The organism is Sediminibacillus albus (genome assembly GCF_900101125.1).
GTDB classification, from domain to species: domain Bacteria; phylum Bacillota; class Bacilli; order Bacillales; family Amphibacillaceae; genus Sediminibacillus; species Sediminibacillus albus.
The window spans coordinates 436,031-453,238 of record NZ_FNFL01000003.1; the positions used below are offsets into that span (position 1 = coordinate 436,031).

Sequence of the window (17,208 nt, forward strand, 5' to 3'; positions counted from 1 at the left end):
AGTGATAGCGAATCAATTTTGGCCTTATTTTCTGAATTGATTTTATCCTCGGAGAGCATACGAATTAATGACTATGTAAATAAGGCTGTATCAAGATGCTAGGGACGATTGAAGAAGCCGTATAATCCCCGTTCCCCCCTTTCAAGATCCGAGGAATCAGTGAAACATCCTCAATATTGAGGATGGGGTTTGGGAGATTTGCGTTTAAGCAAATAATCCTTCTTTTATGGTTTTGACTTTTCAATCGTAGTTGCGATTGATCGACTAGAATAGTCGAACATATTTAGCGTCGCACACCACACGTTAACTTTACGAAGTAAAGTGTAGTGTGGCTACACCTTAACTAGACGCTGACGCTTAATGGGGGCTGTGATTATATGAGTTATGCTGTGGTACATATGCAGAAATTGAAGGGGCAAGCCATAAAGAGAATACAATTTCACAACCAGAGAGAACGTGACAGTAGCACGAAAAACGCGCTCTCCTCGACTGTGAAATTTAGTAAAGTGTATCGGACCTTAACGAAACTGTCCAACCAAGTGTAGCCTATCCAAGTGGCTGTTGGAAAATGAGTTTGTAAATATTAATGTTGATAAGATTTGTACTAAGGAGAAAGAAGGCTTTGTAGATTCGGGTTATAGTTTTGAAATTATTGTTCATAGAGTTTTTAAGCCGGGAAATATTAACACAAGAGCAAATAAAAGAGTTATTGATAAATGATGAAAATTACCATAATTCTTTGATAGTTGATTTTAATGGTTATCCAAGGCTTGTAAAGTTAGTAGGCCAAGCTCCGGCATCATTAAAGGGATATGCTGGTCGTTTCGAAACATTTGGGGCAGGAAATGGCTATGTTGGCTCTTCCTCTAGTTTAAATCATTTAGAGGGGACTTACCAAGCTAAACTAGAAGCATGGTGTTTGCATTTATCTTCGGAAAAAGAAATTAATCGTGATTATTCGACGAATGAATACTCTATAGAAGAACAGATAGATGAAATTAATAGGCAAGTATCAGTATTAAAATAGATAAGATTATTTAATTGATTAGCCAAAGGAGTTGTAATAAAACACCTCTTCATTTATTTTACCCTAAAAAAACCGGTACAGTTAAGGTACCGTATTAACTTGCCGTCTCATCAAAAAAGCCATACACACTTAACCTCAGATACAATCATATAGCTAAGCAGTAAATAGTATTCTTGGATCTGATACACCACCATAAAAATTAAATTTCTAGCTGGACCGCTTTTTCAAGCATAAAAAACAGGCACTCGCCTTCTCTTATAAAGAATGCGTTGCCTGTCAATGAAGAAAATTATCCTAAGTTTATAATTTACTCACTCGTACAGTCAGTCATCTGTCCTTTCCTTTTTAAAACAGATATAAGTGAAGAGTGCTGCGCCGATTGTCCAAATCGCAACCACACCTATTGGGACCCAGGAATTGGTGTCGTGCATTTTGATTAACTGCATGATCGGAAATAGATCTGCTATCGTAATAGCGATACTGTCTTCTCCAAGACCAAAAAATTCAATCATGGGTGTGAACCCAAACAAAAACATAACCGGCATTAGGTAGGCAGATGTTGAGGCAACAGATTTCGTGAATAGGCCGATACCAATGCCAAGGAATAAAAAGAATAGAAATAATAGTATTAACCCAATGATAGCCTGAACACTTAAGAAAGGCTTAACGCCAGCGAAAAACAGAGAGATAGCTAAAGCTATGAAAGTCATGAGCCCCACTACTAGACTTTTACCAATAATGATATCCATAAAAGAGGCGGGTGACAGCATAAGTCCACGTAATGTTTTCTTTTCATTTTCTTCAGCCATCATGGTCATCATGCAGCTTGCTGTTACAGAGGAAAAGGTGACACCGACAATTAAATATAACATTGGGATCGGAAGCTCTTCACCTTCACCCAATCGACTGTAAATTAACGCCAGTATAATAGGGACAATCGGCATCATCAAAAGCATCATGTTCTTCATGAAATCTTTTATATCTTTTTCAAAAATGGCGCCTATACGTTGGGTGTTCATTATACCAGCTCCTTCCCGGTTACTTTTAAAAAGATCTGACCAAGTGTCGGATTGTCCGATTGTATTGATTTTACTTCTCCGTTTGCAATTAGATCCCTAATTTTATCGGCGTTCCCGGCCTCATTTTCAATGACCAGTCGTTCATCATCAAATGTTTCCACATGGAAGGCATGCGTAGAGTATTTATACCGGAGTTCATCCGGGCTGCCCAACTCCTGTATTTTACCTTTGTCTAAAAAGGCGACACGGTCACATAACTCTGTTGCTTCCTCCATATCATGTGTGGTTATAAAAATCGTCGTTCCAGCTTCATTCAGCTTCTGCAGTCCACGATGGATATGGGCAGCATTCCCGGGATCCAAAGCGGAAGTAGGTTCGTCTAAAAATACGAGTTCTGGTTTATGAATAAGTGCCTTTGCCAGCAGAACACGCTGCTTCATCCCTTTCGACAACTTTGACACGACTTTGCTGCGCGCCTCCTTTAAATTTACTTCATCCAGCATTACCTCAATTTGTTCCAGCGGTGCATCATACAACTTACAAAACAATTTCAAATTATCATACACCGTGAGGCGTTCATACAACGAACTATTATCTGATAATATCCCAATTCTGGATTTGAAATCAGCTGTACCAAATAATGGAGCATTTATATCTAATACGTATACGTCACCTGCTGTTTGTCCAAGCTCTCCTGTTAGGATTTTTATTGTTGTTGTTTTTCCGGACCCACTCGGTCCCAACAATCCAAAAATTTCTCCTGGCTTTACACTGAAACTGATATCTTCAATGGCTGCATGTTGATCGAATACCTTTCTCAGCCCAGTTACTTTAATGGCATTTTCCAATTGAACTCCTCCTTTGATGATCTGAACCTATCGTATCCTGTATTGTTTATGAATGCAGTAATATCAAGGCGAGATGTACTCAAAGGAGGCCTAATTGTACCCGTTTAAAGTTGAGTGAATCCCTCAAAAGGAGCTTTGTTTCATGGAACAACCGAACCGTTCGCAACGTCACATGGATACTACTAATATTGCTAAATCAGTTCCGGAATTCGTGGCAGCACTCATTCAAAAAGAACAGGACACTTTATAAAAGCGTCTTGCGCTTACAAAGTTAAACTTAATATTTTAGCATGATTATGTGACTAAGAGTTAACATGTATATAAATGTAACACTCTTACATTTGCTTCAATGTAATCCATCTTAAGGTTATGTGTTATGTAACATATTGTATAGTCTTATTTACTATTCCATTTCTTTAATACACAAAGGGATCAAGGAACTGTTCTACGCACATTTTAAAGGCAACTATGGTAATCCCATTTGTGACATCAGTATCACAAAGTAAAGTATATCCCAGCACTTGCTATCAAAGCGATAATGATAGACCTCCTATTTATCATACGATAGATATAGACACGCCTACATACTAAAGAATTCTGTATTAAAAGACCCGATATTTTCATGAAAATTGTATTGGCTCTCTTCACGCTCCCCCTTCTGCATTAATATTTGTCCATTATGCCAAAGTTAATCAAACATGAAATGATCACTGATACCTGATCAGTATAGTCTATAATATCACCACGATATGTCACACCGCACATTCAAAAACATACATTGCATTACATATCGTATGCGTAAGGAGTCATATATCGTATGAGATCTCATGGTATATCTAACAGTCATACGTCATTTCATATGATATGCATACGGCGGATGATATGTTGTATGAATGAATAGCGTACACACCGAGTGTGTTATTGCGTCCATCTATTATGCGCATAATAGATGATAAGATGATACGAAGTGTGTTTGTTGAGAGATGTTACACAGGATGTGTTTTAAATTGTGTACGGTATGAGACACGGTATGTAAATTACAATGATTAGAACTGGCTGCTCGGTCCTGCAGTAGCAACATACCAATAAGACTATTTTCAAGTTTGGATTTTATTTAAGAATTCCTTTATATAACTATGAAAATTATAAAATAACTAAAAAGACAGCAATCCTACAGATCACTGTCTTTCTTTTATTGATTATTTTTAGTATTCCTCTTTTTTCTATTTCTTAGAATTAGGATGTTATACGGTATAAACACCGCTAGGGGCAAAATAGCTATCGGTACAATCGCTATATCGCTTGGAACAAACCAAAATATTAATAATGCCAATAAAATATAAACGAGCATAAAAATCCAAAATATTTTACCTTCTAGCATATTTTACACTCCTTTCTCTTCATAATATAAATAACCACTCTAGTTGAGTGGTTATTTATATTATATACCTGTGTACTTCTCTTCGTAATCCGTCGAAATATCTAATAGATTATCGTGACTTGCGTTATCCCATGTAATTTTCAAATATATAAAATACACCCCAGAAATCCAAAAACAGCTAACAGAAAGGTGGGCACTAAGATATGCTGTACTTATTTCAGGTTAAACATATCCTGGATACCCTGTATTTTCGTCCGCGCTAACGGAATGGTTGATTTTGCTTGGTTATCAATTCGGAGTGAGTAGGTATTTTTGGACCATGTAATGATTTCACGTACTTTTTGCAAATTGACGATGTATGATCGGTGACACCGATAAAATCCATAAACTTCTAATTTCTTTTCTATTTCAGCCAACGTCGAATCAAGTGCGAAAGATTCATGGTTTATAACAATCGTGGCCTTACCATCCTGGCTTTCGATATAATCAATTTCCATCGGATCGAACAAAATCACTTTATCATCTATCTTCGCAGGAATCTTGAATAATTTTGCTGTGGATAGTGTAAAAGCTGGTTCCTCCGCAGGTGTACTCTCATCCTTCTCCCCGTTATCTAATTCAATTTCCAGTAGACCTTTTTCCTGCAGCCGATAGGCAACATCGCTAAGAAGCAGAGCATGTTCAATATTAGATACTAGAATAAGTGCTGGTATCTTGTTGTCTGTTATCTTTTTAAGCATGTTGATAAAGGTATTGATCGTCTTTATATCAACACCATGAATCGGCTCTTGAAAAACCATTGGATACGTTTTCATCATAAAATACTTAGCATAGTACACACGAGCAATTTCAGACTGCGTGCATTTCCGCAAAGGTTTTTTGGCACACATTTGCAGCTCGAACATCACGAGAATTTCAGGCAATGGTATCGAACAACCGAACCATTTATGATAGAAAGTGACATTATCCATTACTGTCAAACGATCATATAACCCTTCGTTCCGATCAAACACGGTAATATCTTCGTTACGGAGCAGTGTATGTATTAACTCCGCCTGCATATCCGTATCACTGGAAATCGCTGTGGTATGTGATTCACTTAAACTAAGAGAAATCGGCGGCAGTATTCCGCTTTTCCCAGCTTCATAATCTATTTTAAAACTCGTCATCTTACAAACTCCTTTTAAACTGTAAAGTCCACGCATCATTTACATAGTATACCATTATATGTACTATATTCTTCGTTTATCTTAATAAAACCTGTTTATGGACTTTTCAGACTGCAGACAAACTCAGGAATGACTAATTAAAACATTCCTTTTTCTTTTGAATATAGAAATTGATAAGCAGAGGAAAATTACGTAACAAGTTATTCTTTTTAGAATTGATTATGCCTTCCCCCAATATATACAAAGTATTAATTATTTTATAGTTTATATAAACGAAAATAAGCCAGTAATACATTATGATGACTTATTACAAAATCCGCCTTACTTAGTAAAGCGGAATCCATTTAAACATTATTTGATTTATACAGAGGCAATCTTGAATATTTTTGTAATTCATTTCTAAGATTCTCCCAATTCATTTGAGTTGCTGTTGCGTAATGTCCATAATCTGTGCTATAAATGGTTTCTTCTAAACAATTATAATTTGTATAAAAACGCTCATTATAACTTTTTTCAGCAAATAAGAATCCCGTAGTTAATGATTCTAATAATTTTTCTTTGTTATCTCCAGCCCTATAATTTATCTTATACATACCGTTATCTATAATATTTATTATTGACCCTAGTATTAAAATCCAGCGCGCTACACTCGGCAAATGCTTTTTATCTGTTCTATATTCTTCATCGCTTATAATTCTCTGTGTTATTAAAAAATTACTTCTAATTGCAAATGACCACCAGTAAAATAATTCTATTGGTTTTATATTTAAATCTTTGTCAACCATGTCTTCAAATTTTTCATAAAGTAAGATTAAATTTCTAAAATTATCCGTAGCGGCAAATGCATCCGCATCCATTTCTAAAGTTCTGAAATCTAATGATGATACGTTTTTTATAGTTTTGCTATTGTCTTCTTCAAACATCGAAATGTATTGCACACTATTCTTCTCTTTTGAGATTAAATATTCACAATGCCCGTTAAGTAGATGGCCTAATTCATGAGTAATAATAAAACGAGATACAAAAATTGTAAGTAATCCAGCTAATTTGTAATCTATAACTTTACTATCAAAAAGGTCAGCTTTACCATTATCATCAAATTTTATAAACTCATACGATACTTCTCCATCGTCATCAATACGTAATTTTTCCAAAAAACCATCCGTTTGCATTTTTGTAAACCCATAAAAATAATCAAAATAATTATCTATAACCCCTTTATTTACTTGTATATTGTCTAAATAGTTAGTAGACCAAGCTTTTCCTCCTAAATTTGAATCTTCTTTAAGATAAAATTTCAGACTATATTTTGAGATATCATTTTCATTTTTTAAAGCTTTTTTACAAGGTATTGGTATTGTTCATAAATATCCATCGCTCTATTTTTAATATCAATATAAAAATTTTTTTTATTATTCATAATTACTATTTAAAATGACTCCTTCCTAGATTTAATTAATTATTTTTATTAATGAACTATATTAATCTGCTAAAAAAACATATATCCTTTTGACCTGCAATCATATGCCCTAAAAAAATTCAACCTATAAACTTCTAATGTTTAACATTACATAAGTATATTCACTACAAAATTTACCATAAATAATAAAATAAAACAGCCTCACTTCAAATTAGTAAGACTGTTAATTCTATTAATACTAATTATTTAATCATAAATAATTAGTTGATTAAAACCGCACTCACTTATGGTACGGTTCTTCGTGATAAGTCTAAATGAGGTACTTTAGCGCTCTCATTTCTACTGATATTCCTTATTACAACATCTCTCATGTTGTAGTAGACATTTTTTTCTCCATAGACCTCTTGCATAACCAGTTAATTTCCCATTTGAACCAATTACTCTGTGACAAGGAATGACAATGCTTAATTTATTTATCTTTCCATTTGCACTCCCTACAGCTCTGCTGCTTTTTTGTCTGCTGAGGTTTATTAAGAACGGATAGATCTTAAACCTTAATATCTTTTTTACTAAAAATGACCACTGTCACAGATAAAATAGTAACTAGATAGATCGATATCATAAGTAAAGATTCTGTAAGCGTAAAGCCTACACTATTAACCTTGGAGTTGATAAATTCATTTAAATTCAAGTGAGAAAACAGAATATATTTTGCCCATTCTTTTCCTTGAAATAGGTTATAAAAAATAGAGCTGCCAAGAAATAAAAATAAGGATATAGCGGTCGCTATGCTATTGTTCCTTAATAAGGTAGAGATGGTAAATGATATGGCGGCAAACACCAATATTTGAATGGACTGGAAGATGATTTTCAGTAATAACAGCTTTCCAGTTGAATTCATGACAATCTCACCGTCTGCACTGTTTATATGAGGGATGTTAAAATCACCAAGACCGCCAAATAAGGCCGATCCTATGATTAAAGTTAGTATAAACCAGCTTATAATCAACATCCAGGAATATAAAGTTAATGCTGTAAATTTTGATAAGAGTATTTCCCACCTATTTATAGGCCTTATAAGTAATATTTTGATTGTCCCCTTGCTAAATTCCCTTGCAAGTGAATCACTGGAAGCAATAATAATAATGATAGTTAAAATCATCATGACACCAGATGATTTATTAATAAGTTTCCACACATTAGCCTCATAGGGTGAAATATTTTTTTCTAAATAATAGCGATACAGTTCAATCTCATCATTGAGAATTTTTTTGTATTTATAGGGCATTTCTTCCATGTTTTTAAGTTCCATCTCAGTTGACTGTAATTTAGATTCTACATCTGCTTTCCAATCCTGGTTATCCCTGTTTTCTTTAAATAGGCCAACGGCGGTAATGATGCTTATTCCAAGGATGATGATTAAGGTAATCCATGTTCTTTTACCTATTAGAAGCTTAATCAGCTCATTTTGTATACTGGAAATGAACACTCTCATTGGATCCCCGCCTTATTCTTAACAATATCCATAAACTTTTCTTCTAAATTTTCCTTCTGAATTGAGACTTGTATAAACTGTATCTTAACTTTATGGAATAAGTTATTTAATTTAAGTATCTCACTTAAGTGGTTTATCTCAATAGTGATCAGCTTATCCCTATCGTTAATATGGATCTTCATGTTATGTTCCCTGAGGATTTTTTTTGCCTTTTCTGCACTGTCTTTATCCCATAATTGGTAGGTAACTTTATTAATGCTCAGATCTAAATCACTTATTGTGGTGACTTTAATAATATCTATTAACTTTCCTTCTTGAATGATCGCCACTCTGTCACAGATGATCTGCATCTCAGACAGAAGATGGCTTGATATTAATACGGATATCCCCTTTCTTGTTAGCGTATGTATATAATTTCTTAATTCATATATTCCTTCCGGGTCCAGTCCATTCGTTGGTTCATCCAAGATTAATAATTTTGGCTCATGCAATATGGCTTGTGCGATCCCTAATCTTTGTTTCATGCCCAGGGAATAGGTTTTCACTTTTTGATTAATGGATTTTGTTAATCCGACCAGTTCGACTGCTTCTTGTATCCTGCTACTGTTGACATGAGAGTAGAAGCGAGCGCAGAACTTTAAATTTCCCAATCCGGTCATATTGTCATATAGGTCAGGACTTTCAATAATGGCACCAATTTTTTCAAGGCATTTTTCTTTATTACTCGCTATATTAATTCCATCTATATAAATTTCTCCTTCCCCAACAGAGTAAAATCCAACAATCATCTTTAATATGGTTGTTTTGCCTGCTCCGTTAGGTCCTAGCAGCCCTACAACTTCTCCAGGCTTAACTTCCAGTGAAACATTATGTATAATCTGTTTCTTGCTAATCGCTTTACTCACATCTTTAATTTCCAAAATAGATTCGCTCATCATAACAACTCCTTAAATAGAAAAAAGAGCGGGATAAAACCCTCTCCTTTTTCATAGTCTGGCATTTGATAAATTAGAGTTTACCTTTGGTGTAGCCCTATATGAGTCTATTATTCCGTAAATATATACGATAGGAAGCAAGAATGCTCCAACTATAACAGACATTAGTAATATGGAGATAATGTCTGCTAAGACCAGGATTACGCCTTTCTTCGGCTGCCCCAAATAAAAATGTCCAAATCCTGGAAAAATTACTGATAATAAAACGGCAATCCAAGTTCTTTTCAATGTTATTCCTCCTGAATGGTTTATTAAAGATATTGTACCATCAAAAAATCAAAAAATTAAAATTATGGTGTAATTTGTCATTTTTTATACATATCAGGGGAGTAATCATGTGCAAATATATTATTATCGAGAATTTTGTAAATATTTGGACTTTTATTGAGGGAATAATCAACAAAACAGAGACTATAAACCATAAATTGCACTAAATTCATAATTCTCCCATGTTAACCAAGAAAGATTGGTAAATTATTAATGAGCGCTGCGCCAAAAATAATAACACTTGGAGGAGATAATAAGATGAACTTTTTATTTAACGCTTTTACTGGTTCTACTAATCCTGGAGACGTAGCATGGGCAGTTGCACGTGCATTTGCAAGAGAATTTAATGTTGTGGAAAATGTTAATAATATTGCAGCTAGCTTAACAACTAAGATCCGTGCAATCTATAACAGCTTTGGTGGCGATTTTGCCTGGTCTGACCTTGGTGGAGCAATCTTAGACATTGGTGAACTTCTATTAACTTTTGCACCATCTGCAGGTTTATGGAGAATTACTAAATTCTTATGGGCTTCAGCAAACATTCTGTAATAGTCTCAATGAGAAGAACATTAAGTGGCCTCAGCTGATGCTGAGGTCTTTTTTATTCCTTTATTTTTTCTCCTAATTCCCCATTATTCCCGAAAATAGACCCATTATACAAATATTTAGACAAATTAAGACAATTCGATATATGTACAGGCAAAATATTCTATAATCTATTTACACCTATAAGAAGAAGGGGGTTAGGCATTTGATATCAAGCCCAATCAAATATAGTTTATATTTTTTCTTTGGTTCTATACTGTTAGTGGTATTCGGTTATATCAGTACGGAGCATAGTGGCAACCCTGAGGTAATTTCTGATTTGAATATGGTCGATCTAATGTATATTGCTTTGATTAATGGGGGAATTTATCTGCTTCTTTTGCTGTTTTCTTTTACAGGCATCCCGCTTTTATTTGTGCTTAAATTCCTCATCGGTATAGGGGCAAGTGGAAAGCTGAGTGATATTCCTCCCATGCAATATTACCTCTCTTCTTTTATTCATGGTATTGGAGAGATATACATATGTTTTTTAATTACTTCGGTCACTATTACACAAATAGCCATAATATTTGGAGTGATTAGAAAGAAAATGGATGTCAGCGAAATAACCATATTCTTAAAGCGGACATTTCCTAGATACATTCTTATCGGCCTGGGGATAGTAGTTATTAATGCATTTACGGAAGTTTATATTTCTAATACTCTCATTAAACTTTTTCAATAAAAGGAGGCATAGTTTTGGAAATCAGGGTGGATCAAAATAAATTAATAATTCAGCTAAGAGAGCAAATACACTTGTTAAGTTATCAGCAGATTTTATATATTGAAAGATTTGGCAAAAAAACTTTAGTGCACACGCATGATAAAGAAGTTTCTATTCACATGTCACTTAAAAGGATTGAAAAGGTATTACCAGCCTACTTCATACGGACTCACCAATCTTACTTAATTAATAAACATCGGATTAGTGAATTAATAGCCATAAACAAAGATTTATACGAATGTGTATTTGAAAATGAAAAATCTGCACTTGTTAAAAAGAAAGTTATCGAAAAATTAATCTCTTGAGGTGGATTCCGTATGCTGATGAACTTATTGATTGACCTGGTAAATCATTTAGGTCTGCTGCTGAATAGCTATGGTTTAGCTATTGTCCTATTCACAGTATTATTTCGAGTGATATTTTTCCCCTTAGCCATACTCCAGGAGAAAAACTCGAAGTTACAGAAAGAAATAAAACCAAGGTTAAAAGAAATAGATCGTGAATACGATATTTATAAAAAAGATATTACCAAAGAGGAACTGGAAATCCGTAAAACAAAAAGAAGGCAAATCATTCAGGAATCCGGGGTTAAGCCTTTTTCATTAGGCTGTCTGCCGTTCTTAATTCAAATTCCGATCTATATAATTATTTATCGCTCTCTCAGCCAAAATGTTACTCTTTATGAAAATAGTTTTTTATGGTTTTCGTTAGGGGGAAGTGATCCTTATTATTTAGTCCCATTTTTTCTGGGTGTTGTTTCTTACACTCAAATGTTAATTACAAATCCCCAAATGAAGAAAATTGGCATGATTTTGTCTTTAATTTTGGCTGCTTCATCTTTTATCATGCCTGCCTGGATAGCGGTTTACATAGTAACTTTGAATATATATAGCATTTTTCAGCACTTTATCATAAAAATAATCTTGCATAATGGACGGAGGAGCAGTAATGAAAGTGTATACCTTTAAAAGACCATTTATAAATAAATCTCAAAAAGAGTTTGCAGTTTATGATCATATCGGCAAGGAAGCAGGGGTAATGCAAAGGTATTTTAAGAGCAATATTCAACTGGCTACAAGTGCGGTAATTAATGTTTCAAATGTAAAAGTAAAAGATGTTCACAATCATGTATCAATGGATATAAAAGAAAAAGGGATTTTACAAAATTTATTGTTTAATAAATGGGACATTGTATATAGAGTTGATAATGAAGAGCATAAGTTTGAACTACACGATAAGACCAAAATTCAGACGAATGTGAAGATGATCTATTCAATTGGAGACCGGCATGTAACGGTTAAGGATGAGATAGGGGATAAGACGGTTAGATTCTTTAACTCTGATAATAAGATATTTGCTGAAGCTTCTTATAAATCCCTTATTCCCCCGATAGAATATGAAGTTAAGATCTTTGATGAAAACGTCCATTTCTGTGAGATATCCGGCATTTATTTTCTGCTTCTGCTGCATAAAGCTGATTAAAATAGAAAGGCCTTGGTAGGGAATTAGATTGGTTCATGACCTTACATAATAAAAACCCCCACTGGTTAAGGTGGGGGTTTTCGTTTTTCGGTACTTTATTCAATTAAATGAGTCTCAAAATTGTTTAAGATTGCTTCTTTTAAATTCTTATACTTGTGCTTGCTTACTTTTATTTTTGTATTTGTATCTTTGAGAAGCAGGTTATACGATTTCATAAACTCATCTGGTAATATGCCTCTAATATTATTTAAAGGAACCAGATAGGACTGATGAGGACGATAAAATCCATGGGGCCGCAATTTATTCTCTAGAATTCTTAAATTTTCTGTTGTCTCAATATGTTCTCCATTCCTTAAAAAGATATGTGTTTTTCTGCTCACTTTTTCTATGTAAGAAACTTCATTAATATTGACCAGAATTAACCCTTGCCGAACCTTTATTCCAATCCGTACATTCTCCTTTTTGACAGATGTGCTTTCTGTTGCACCATGGCCAGTCAATTTTAGAAGAGTTTTATTTAATCGTAAAGGATTGATTGGTTTGGTAATAAAGTCGAATGGATAATATTGATATCCCTCAATTGCATAATGGTGATGTCCAGACATGAAGATAATCTTTATGTCTGGGTAGTTATCACTAATGAATTGTGCTACCTCAAGACCGTTGATATCTGGCATTTCGATGTCTAACATGACTGCATTCACATCTTGATTTTCCAAAATTGTCCCTACGTTCCTTCCGGTATTAACCGCTTCTATTACTTCAATATCTTTTGAGTATTTTAGGAAATCTTTGATGTATTCCAGAACATGCATGTCATCATCGATAAGTAGTATATTTACTTTTTTCGTTCTCATTGCTTTTCATTTTTGTTTTTTGGTAATTCAGGTTCATAGGCAAACCAAAAGCTTGCAAGGGTACCTTTGCTCGCTAATAACCCCAGTTTTCCTATTAATAATAATAAGATTTTAAATAAGGTTTCCATTTTTCTTCCTCCATTTCAATTTAGTAATATTATCTATATATAAGATTACTTTTTCACCACAATTTGTCAATGAAAAACCCTGAAAAAAGATGGAGATCCAAATGCAGAGTATGTATCTATAATCTTTTACTAAGAATTCAGTTAGTAAAAAGAAAATAATTAATAATAGAATTGATAACAACTTGAATCGTTCTTTTTGTTTTTGGCTAAAAAGTGTCTTTGTTTTATATAATTTGGGTGCATAAAGATAATATATAATGAACAACAAGACAACATTACCATAGTATAAGGACCAATGATTGAATGCCTTAGAATAGAGTTTGGAAACAAATGCGACTATAATTATGATTGTTGAACTAAAATATACGCATTTTATGTAAGTATTGAAGTGTACTCCGCCGGTTAACATTCTAAATATTGCTCCAGTAACTAAAGAAACCAAAGAAAAAGGGGTTAAGTTTAAAAGGTACGATACAGTCAATATTAATAAAGTCTGAAATAAACCGGATAAAATCCATTCTAGACCATACCTGATATAGTCCTCTTGCTGTTTTAAATTCGGGTTATAAGTTGTTACTAAGTTTGCCAGGGAAACACTGAGTGTATTGAGATTTATATTCATCTTTAATCTGCACTTCCTGCCGGTATAATGACAAAGAATTCAATGTCTTCATCTGTTAATTCTGGATAAATTTCCCCGGTATATCTATCGACTATTCTTTTAACAGAAAAAAGACCGTTTCCTTCATTGTTTATATTATTTTTCTTGGAATACCCGTCAAGAAATAATTGGTTTATCTCCTCCGGAAGCAGCTGCCCGGGATTTCTGACTGAAATCACATAATGACTGCTTTGGCAAGAAATCCTAACATTTATTTCTTTTCTTAGTTCCGTGTGTTCTTCGATATGTTCAAAAGCGTTTTTTAGCAAATTCCCTAATACCTGATTTATCTCATAATTCTTCATCGGCATATCCTTTAAGTTGTCTTCTATTTCAAGCTGAAAATCTATTAATGCTTTCTTGGCATATTCAATATAGTATAAAAGCAATCCTGAAACCGGGACCGAATGCAAAGGCAGGATATTGTTTATAGTATTGACTTCATCGGTAATCCCCTCTATATATTCACTAATTTCATGGTATTTGCCTTGTTTTGACATTAGGTTAAGAGTATTAAGATGGAAAACAAAATCATGCCTTTGTGACCTGATCGTACTAATAAAATTGGAGGATTCCCTCTCAATAATTTGTGTGTACTTGCTTTTAATCTTACTGCTTTCGTGCAGAAATATTATTTTAATAATATAGAGAGAAAGTATAATTAATAATATGATCACCAGCATACTCAGTACTCCTAGATTAAGAGTATTATTCACTGTAGAATATGCAGGAAGTGTTGAAATTAGCAAGATTAATAGAAAAACAAGGCCGATATACAAATTATCTTTTCTGCCGTGAAATTTTAAATCTGTATAATCAATTAAATGTAAGTTGTTTTTCTTAAGAAATAAATAGAGCAGAAACATAAAAATACTATGTATGATAGCTGCTTTCATTCTGGTGCCTGAATGCCATACCTCATTGGATTCTAAAGCTGCATTAATAAAAGAGATGCTGAAAAATTCAAAAATAATTAAAATGAAACAGCCAAAAATAATCGAAAACAAGGAATATAAAAAAGGAATTGATAAAGAAAGAGCCAAAAAAGATGAAACAAAAGTGATAACAGATATTAAATATAGGAATTGGTCCGTATTAGGTTTAACCAGCAAAATAAAAACACTCGCTAAGGTGCTAACAAAAAGTAATCTTAGGCTATCTGACTTTTTAATATTTATATTATTTAGTCTGGTACCAACGAGTATAATTACAACGGTTTCTAATAATGCACCTGAAAAATTGAATATGTTCATTGTTTCACTTTCCTTTATACTAAGTCTAATATCCTAGGTTTTCCATTTATAGTGTAATATGAAATGAAGAAGAAAGGAAGGCTCATTCGGTACAAAAGGTTAAATATTACAAAATAGGGATTACCAGGTTGCGTTTTTGGAATCGCTGAGGATCGGGACTCTTGTAAACCATTCATTTTGGTAATTGACCGTACCATCCTCTTCGACACTTATCTCTTCGAAAAACGTATCATTTAATTTCTCAGTTATTGATGAAATATTAATAGACTTTTCTCTAATACTTTCTAATACATAACTTATATCCGGAATTAATGTATTTAAATTATAATTAGCCAAATTCATACTTTGAATTTGCTTACTTAATTCCACAACCGGCATAGTTATACTCTATTAGTACTAATAGAGTGCCTAATACTAGAAAGATTGAGGTTGGAATGTATTTGACTCATTGCCTTTGTCAATTTAGAGATTTCTGTAAAGTAACTCGTATGAACTATTCCTGAAAGTCAGTTGATTGAAGAAATAGACTCACTTATCCCAGATAATCTAAGTGTATCTTGAATATTAATAACAGGTAATTGAATTCTTTGTAATTGATTAACTGCGTCTAGCACGCCACTTATCTGCATGTTTCTGTGCAATTCAAGTAGTGGCATTCTCATTTGTTCAACCATTCGCTTGCTGCAAATCCAATTGTTCGCATTTCTCTATGTGCCCTAAATATAGGACTAAAATCTATTCTACTTGTTAACCTGTTAATCTGTTGTAATTGCTCACGGACGCCAGCAAAACTATCATTGATATTTTTATAGTCTTCTAAATTCAATTAAGTCCCTCCTCTGCTTCTTGTTAATAATGATTAAGCAGTTTTGATATCTTTCTTTTTATTCAAAGCTCTATACGGCTCTCCAGTAACTTCAGATATTAGAAAGTTATCAAGCAATAGATCTAAAACATTCTTCAATTGGGAATCGCTTTCGAATGAGATTGTTTTACTACTTTCGTCAACTACAAAATCAATCCCCCTAGACTGCTTCAATTCTAGAACTTTACTAAAGGTAATTTTGTTAACTGATGACTGGTCGATTTTACTTATCTTTTTTACATAGGATATCCGTTGTTCACAGTGTTCTTTTAATGTATCAAAACCATTAACTAAATTAAGATTTCCAATATCATTTAGTACTTTATCTGCCTTTTCTCTTTCTTTTTTATAATAGCCCGTCATTTGAGCAAATTGTTTATCCCGTAAGACGAACACCTTATCTCCTTGAACAAAAGCGTCAATCGCTGTTTCAAGTGTAAATACCTTATTGTCCTTTACATGCTCAAAAGTATTTTCTTTTCTCACTAGAAGTACTTGTCTTGGTGCCATTAGTTTGTTACAAGAATAACGCCTGATAAAGTAGTGGCTTTCTCCATTATGGCTGAGTTCAAGAACATAGAATTTTAACTTTTCCAAAAAGTTAGTAGAGTCACTGTAACCACATAATCCTCATCCTGCTTGTCCAACTTTTCTATAGCAATTGCTTCTTTTTCTGAAAAGCCTTGCATACATGTAGAAATAATTTCCTTTGCAGTCTCAATCACACTATCGTTTATATTAAGTTTTGCCTCTTTGTAACTATTCTCTTCGTTATATTGAGGATTTACAAAGTATATTCTCACGGTATCTGCATTATCTATCTGTGAAACAATTTGTTTTGAGATATCTTTCAAGTTAACCCCTTCTCTCCTTAATCTCAACAATTAAAAATCGATCCTTTAATTCAGAAAAAGTGGTTCTTTGGGTATTCCTTATCTCCTGTATCGTTCTCTTCGATAACAATATCCTTTTCTGATTATTCTCGAATGTAACGGAATAGATATTGTAACCAAACACCATTAATACAGGATT

23 protein-coding genes and 1 pseudogene are annotated in these 17,208 nt (G+C 33.5%); 8 read left to right on the forward strand and 16 right to left on the reverse strand.

Going from position 1 to position 17,208, the window contains the following annotated elements; genetic code table 11:
• The first annotated feature begins 377 nt into the window (after nt 1-377).
• Entirely contained in the window at nt 378-545 is a 168-nt protein-coding gene (locus tag BLR93_RS17790; protein ID WP_139184415.1) for a plasmid recombination protein, read from the forward strand.
• A 98-nt stretch (nt 546-643) separates the two neighbouring features.
• Entirely contained in the window at nt 644-1,027 is a 384-nt protein-coding gene (locus BLR93_RS11085) for a hypothetical protein (protein ID WP_093214371.1), read from the forward strand.
• A gap of 323 nt (nt 1,028-1,350) precedes the next feature.
• On the opposite strand, the gene BLR93_RS11090 is transcribed toward BLR93_RS11085, so the two are convergent.
• The 8 genes and pseudogenes from BLR93_RS11090 to BLR93_RS11130 all read right to left on the reverse strand — a co-directional run bounded on the left by BLR93_RS11090 (nt 1,351) and on the right by BLR93_RS11130 (nt 9,582).
• Nucleotides 1,351-2,046 carry an ABC transporter permease gene (locus BLR93_RS11090; protein WP_093214374.1) on the reverse strand — a complete coding sequence of 232 codons (696 nt, stop codon included), beginning with the start codon at nt 2,044-2,046 and terminating at the stop codon, nt 1,351-1,353.
• Nucleotides 2,046-2,894 (reverse strand): ABC transporter ATP-binding protein, encoded by an 849-nt coding sequence (locus BLR93_RS11095; RefSeq protein ID WP_093214377.1) that lies wholly within the window; start codon nt 2,892-2,894, stop codon nt 2,046-2,048. The genes BLR93_RS11090 and BLR93_RS11095 overlap by 1 nt, the downstream gene beginning before the upstream one ends.
• Before the next feature lie 1,593 nt (nt 2,895-4,487).
• Nucleotides 4,488-5,444, reverse strand: coding sequence for a LytTR family DNA-binding domain-containing protein (locus BLR93_RS11105; protein WP_093214383.1), 957 nt, complete (start codon nt 5,442-5,444; stop codon nt 4,488-4,490).
• 344 nt (nt 5,445-5,788) lie between these two features.
• Nucleotides 5,789-6,616, reverse strand: coding sequence for a hypothetical protein (locus tag BLR93_RS11110; RefSeq protein WP_245690123.1), 828 nt, complete (start codon nt 6,614-6,616; stop codon nt 5,789-5,791).
• Nucleotides 6,617-7,203: 587 nt separating this feature from the next.
• Nucleotides 7,204-7,377 (reverse strand): annotated as a pseudogene (locus BLR93_RS11115) (methylated-DNA--[protein]-cysteine S-methyltransferase); the annotation flags it as partial.
• A gap of 34 nt (nt 7,378-7,411) precedes the next feature.
• Complete coding sequence (locus BLR93_RS11120; RefSeq protein ID WP_093214385.1) at nt 7,412-8,359, reverse strand: ABC transporter permease; 948 nt, start codon at nt 8,357-8,359, stop codon at nt 7,412-7,414.
• Nucleotides 8,356-9,294: an ABC transporter ATP-binding protein gene (locus tag BLR93_RS11125; protein ID WP_175559327.1), complete on the reverse strand. Its 939-nt coding sequence runs from the start codon at nt 9,292-9,294 to the stop codon at nt 8,356-8,358. Before BLR93_RS11125 ends, BLR93_RS11120 begins: the two co-directional genes overlap by 4 nt.
• A gap of 51 nt (nt 9,295-9,345) precedes the next feature.
• Nucleotides 9,346-9,582 (reverse strand): TM2 domain-containing protein, encoded by a 237-nt coding sequence (locus tag BLR93_RS11130; protein ID WP_093214389.1) that lies wholly within the window; start codon nt 9,580-9,582, stop codon nt 9,346-9,348.
• Nucleotides 9,583-9,879: 297 nt separating this feature from the next.
• On the opposite strand from BLR93_RS11130, the gene BLR93_RS11135 reads away from it, so the two are divergent.
• The 5 genes from BLR93_RS11135 (at nt 9,880) to BLR93_RS11155 (ending at nt 12,412) form a co-directional block, all read left to right on the forward strand.
• On the forward strand, nt 9,880-10,170 hold the full coding sequence (locus tag BLR93_RS11135) for a hypothetical protein (RefSeq protein ID WP_093214392.1): 291 nt from the start codon (nt 9,880-9,882) through the stop codon (nt 10,168-10,170).
• 202 nt (nt 10,171-10,372) lie between these two features.
• Nucleotides 10,373-10,891, forward strand: a complete 519-nt coding sequence (locus tag BLR93_RS11140) for a hypothetical protein (protein ID WP_093214394.1) — start codon at nt 10,373-10,375, stop codon at nt 10,889-10,891.
• Between the two features lie 14 nt (nt 10,892-10,905).
• Nucleotides 10,906-11,235, forward strand: a complete 330-nt coding sequence (locus BLR93_RS11145; RefSeq protein ID WP_175559328.1) for a LytR/AlgR family response regulator transcription factor — start codon at nt 10,906-10,908, stop codon at nt 11,233-11,235.
• 12 nt (nt 11,236-11,247) lie between these two features.
• Nucleotides 11,248-11,898 (forward strand): membrane protein insertase YidC, encoded by a 651-nt coding sequence (locus BLR93_RS11150; RefSeq protein ID WP_093214400.1) that lies wholly within the window; start codon nt 11,248-11,250, stop codon nt 11,896-11,898.
• The gene (locus BLR93_RS11155; protein ID WP_093214402.1) at nt 11,879-12,412 is read left to right on the forward strand and encodes a tubby C-terminal domain-like protein; all 534 of its coding nucleotides are present in this window, start codon (nt 11,879-11,881) and stop codon (nt 12,410-12,412) included. Before BLR93_RS11150 ends, BLR93_RS11155 begins: the two co-directional genes overlap by 20 nt.
• A gap of 95 nt (nt 12,413-12,507) precedes the next feature.
• Here the strand turns inward: BLR93_RS11155 and BLR93_RS11160 are convergent, their stop codons facing one another.
• From BLR93_RS11160 to BLR93_RS18050, 4 genes are read right to left on the reverse strand one after another with little or no spacing between them, the layout of a single operon-like run.
• Nucleotides 12,508-13,269: a LytR/AlgR family response regulator transcription factor gene (locus BLR93_RS11160; RefSeq protein WP_093214404.1), complete on the reverse strand. Its 762-nt coding sequence runs from the start codon at nt 13,267-13,269 to the stop codon at nt 12,508-12,510.
• Complete coding sequence (locus tag BLR93_RS17795) at nt 13,266-13,397, reverse strand: AgrD family cyclic lactone autoinducer peptide (RefSeq protein ID WP_139184416.1); 132 nt, start codon at nt 13,395-13,397, stop codon at nt 13,266-13,268. The genes BLR93_RS11160 and BLR93_RS17795 overlap by 4 nt, the downstream gene beginning before the upstream one ends.
• Nucleotides 13,381-14,019 (reverse strand): accessory gene regulator ArgB-like protein, encoded by a 639-nt coding sequence (locus BLR93_RS18510; protein WP_093214407.1) that lies wholly within the window; start codon nt 14,017-14,019, stop codon nt 13,381-13,383. The genes BLR93_RS17795 and BLR93_RS18510 overlap by 17 nt, the downstream gene beginning before the upstream one ends.
• 2 nt (nt 14,020-14,021) lie before the next feature.
• Entirely contained in the window at nt 14,022-14,741 is a 720-nt protein-coding gene (locus BLR93_RS18050) for a sensor histidine kinase (protein WP_175559329.1), read from the reverse strand.
• A gap of 238 nt (nt 14,742-14,979) precedes the next feature.
• Here BLR93_RS18050 and BLR93_RS18055 point away from each other — a divergent pair, with 238 nt between their 5' ends.
• Complete coding sequence (locus BLR93_RS18055) at nt 14,980-15,348, forward strand: hypothetical protein (protein ID WP_175559330.1); 369 nt, start codon at nt 14,980-14,982, stop codon at nt 15,346-15,348.
• An 83-nt stretch (nt 15,349-15,431) separates the two neighbouring features.
• On the opposite strand, the gene BLR93_RS11175 is transcribed toward BLR93_RS18055, so the two are convergent.
• The 4 genes from BLR93_RS11175 to BLR93_RS11185 all read right to left on the reverse strand — a co-directional run bounded on the left by BLR93_RS11175 (nt 15,432) and on the right by BLR93_RS11185 (nt 17,030).
• Nucleotides 15,432-15,689 (reverse strand): hypothetical protein, encoded by a 258-nt coding sequence (locus BLR93_RS11175; protein WP_093214412.1) that lies wholly within the window; start codon nt 15,687-15,689, stop codon nt 15,432-15,434.
• A 280-nt stretch (nt 15,690-15,969) separates the two neighbouring features.
• A complete protein-coding gene (locus BLR93_RS18060; RefSeq protein ID WP_175559331.1) occupies nt 15,970-16,137 on the reverse strand; it encodes a hypothetical protein in 168 nt (55 codons plus the stop codon).
• 33 nt (nt 16,138-16,170) lie between these two features.
• A complete protein-coding gene (locus BLR93_RS11180; RefSeq protein ID WP_093214415.1) occupies nt 16,171-16,773 on the reverse strand; it encodes a Kiwa anti-phage protein KwaB-like domain-containing protein in 603 nt (200 codons plus the stop codon).
• Entirely contained in the window at nt 16,761-17,030 is a 270-nt protein-coding gene (locus BLR93_RS11185; RefSeq protein WP_093214417.1) for a hypothetical protein, read from the reverse strand. Before BLR93_RS11185 ends, BLR93_RS11180 begins: the two co-directional genes overlap by 13 nt.
• Nucleotides 17,031-17,208: the final 178 nt, after the last annotated feature.